This is a genomic window from Bradyrhizobium sp., assembly GCF_049581145.1.
In the GTDB taxonomy this organism is placed as follows: domain Bacteria; phylum Pseudomonadota; class Alphaproteobacteria; order Rhizobiales; family Xanthobacteraceae; genus Bradyrhizobium.
Genome location: NZ_JBAURI010001110.1, coordinates 1 through 1,634, shown reverse-complemented (window position 1 = coordinate 1,634; position 1,634 = coordinate 1). Strand labels below are relative to the sequence as shown.

Genomic DNA, 1,634 nt, shown 5'->3' with positions numbered 1-1,634 from the left:
CCTTCAATGTCCGTGAGGATCAGCTGCGCGGCATCACGGTCGGATCGCACGTCGATCTCATCACCGCGGGCAAAAGCACCACATTCCCGGGCGTCGTGACCGAGCTGCTGCCGCTTGGCGAATTCGCGATCTGGCAGGCCGCGCGCGCGGTCGGCGATCACGATCGCAATACGTTGCGGCTGCGGATTGATCCGCTGCCCGGCGCGCCGGCGCTCGAGCCCGGCATGACGGTCTGGCTGGCGGGCTGACCCGCGATTGCCGCAGCCACGCGCATCCCATCGAGCAACGTAAAACATCCTGACGGGAAAGTGATCACAGAGGCGTTACGTGCTGCAAAGCCGTTTCGCATCGTGCCGTGTTCGCGCATTGGGACGTGCGCGTCGTCAACGCGTTGCTGTGGCGAAGTTGTTTCCCGAGCGTTTTTTGCAGGCCGTGGCCGTCAATTCAGCGCTTCTTGTATGAGCAAGATTCATCAAGTGACTGAGCTCGCTTCAGCGGATTGACAGCAGCGGCTGTCGGCGCGAATTACATGCAAGTGCAATGCAGTCGCTGAGAAGCATCGAAGTCCAAGGAAAGTTCAAGGAAAGCCCAAACCGCAATCGTCTCGAACAAGCGAGACCACTGAGCCCGATGTCTTTACGGCAATGATGTACGGGAGTATCCGATGCCGATCACCGCGCTGCTGTTATCACGACTGCAATTCGCATTCACGATCTCGTTCCACATCGTATTCCCATCGTTCACGATCGGACTTGGCGCCTGGCTCGTGGTTCTCGAAGTGGTCCACATCCTCAGTGGCCGGCCGGTCTACCGGCGGCTGTTCGAGTTCTGGCTCAAGATCTTCGGCATCGCCTTCGGCCTTGGCGTCGTGTCCGGCATCGTCATGGCATTCGAGTTCGGGACCAACTGGAGCCGGTTGTCGGCGGCGGCGGGGCCGATTCAGGGGCCGCTCCTCGTCTATGAGAGCTTTACGGCCTTTGCGCTGGAGGCGTCGTTCTTCGGCGTCCTGATTGTCGGCAGGTCCCGCGTTGCCCCGGTCGTCTATCTGTTCTCGACCTGCATGGTGGCGCTGGGGACCACGTTCAGCGCCTTCTGGATCATGGTGAACAACAGCTGGATGCAGGCGCCGGTCGGCTATCTTCTGCAAAATGGCGTCTATGTGCCGGTCGACTGGAAGGCGATCCTTCTCAGCCCGGTGCTCTGGGTCCGTTTTCCCCACATGCTGCTGGGTGCCTATCTCACCGGCGCCTGCTGCGTCGCGGCGACCGGAGCCTGGTATCAGCTTCGCAACATGTGCGCCGAGGAAGCCAAAGTGATGCTGCGCATGGGCCTTGTGCTTGCAGCGGTCCTGATCCCGGTTCAATTGCTCTACGGCCACTTCAACGGCGAGTACGTGCATGATCTGCAGCCGGCGAAATTTGCCGCGATCGAAGCCCGATGGCACGATGAGCAGCCGGCCGGCGAGGTCGTGCTCGCGCTGCCGGACGCCGCAGCCGGTACCAATCGCTACGAACTGAAGATTCCGTTGCTCGGAAGTCTCGTTGCCGTCGGAGATCTCAGCTCGAAGGAAGTCGGGCTCGACGATTTTCCCGCGGCCGAGCGGCCGCCGGTGCTCATTCCGTTCTTTGCGTTTC

At 61.1% G+C, this 1,634-nt stretch carries 1 protein-coding gene and 1 pseudogene; both read left to right on the top strand.

Annotated elements, in window-relative coordinates; all coding sequences use genetic code 11:
- A pseudogene (locus WCB02_RS35655) lies at nt 1-248 on the top strand (HlyD family secretion protein); the annotation flags it as partial.
- Between the two features lie 416 nt (nt 249-664).
- A partial coding sequence (locus WCB02_RS35650; RefSeq protein ID WP_423966167.1) for a cytochrome ubiquinol oxidase subunit I occupies nt 665-1,634 on the top strand: 970 nt, incomplete at its 3' end.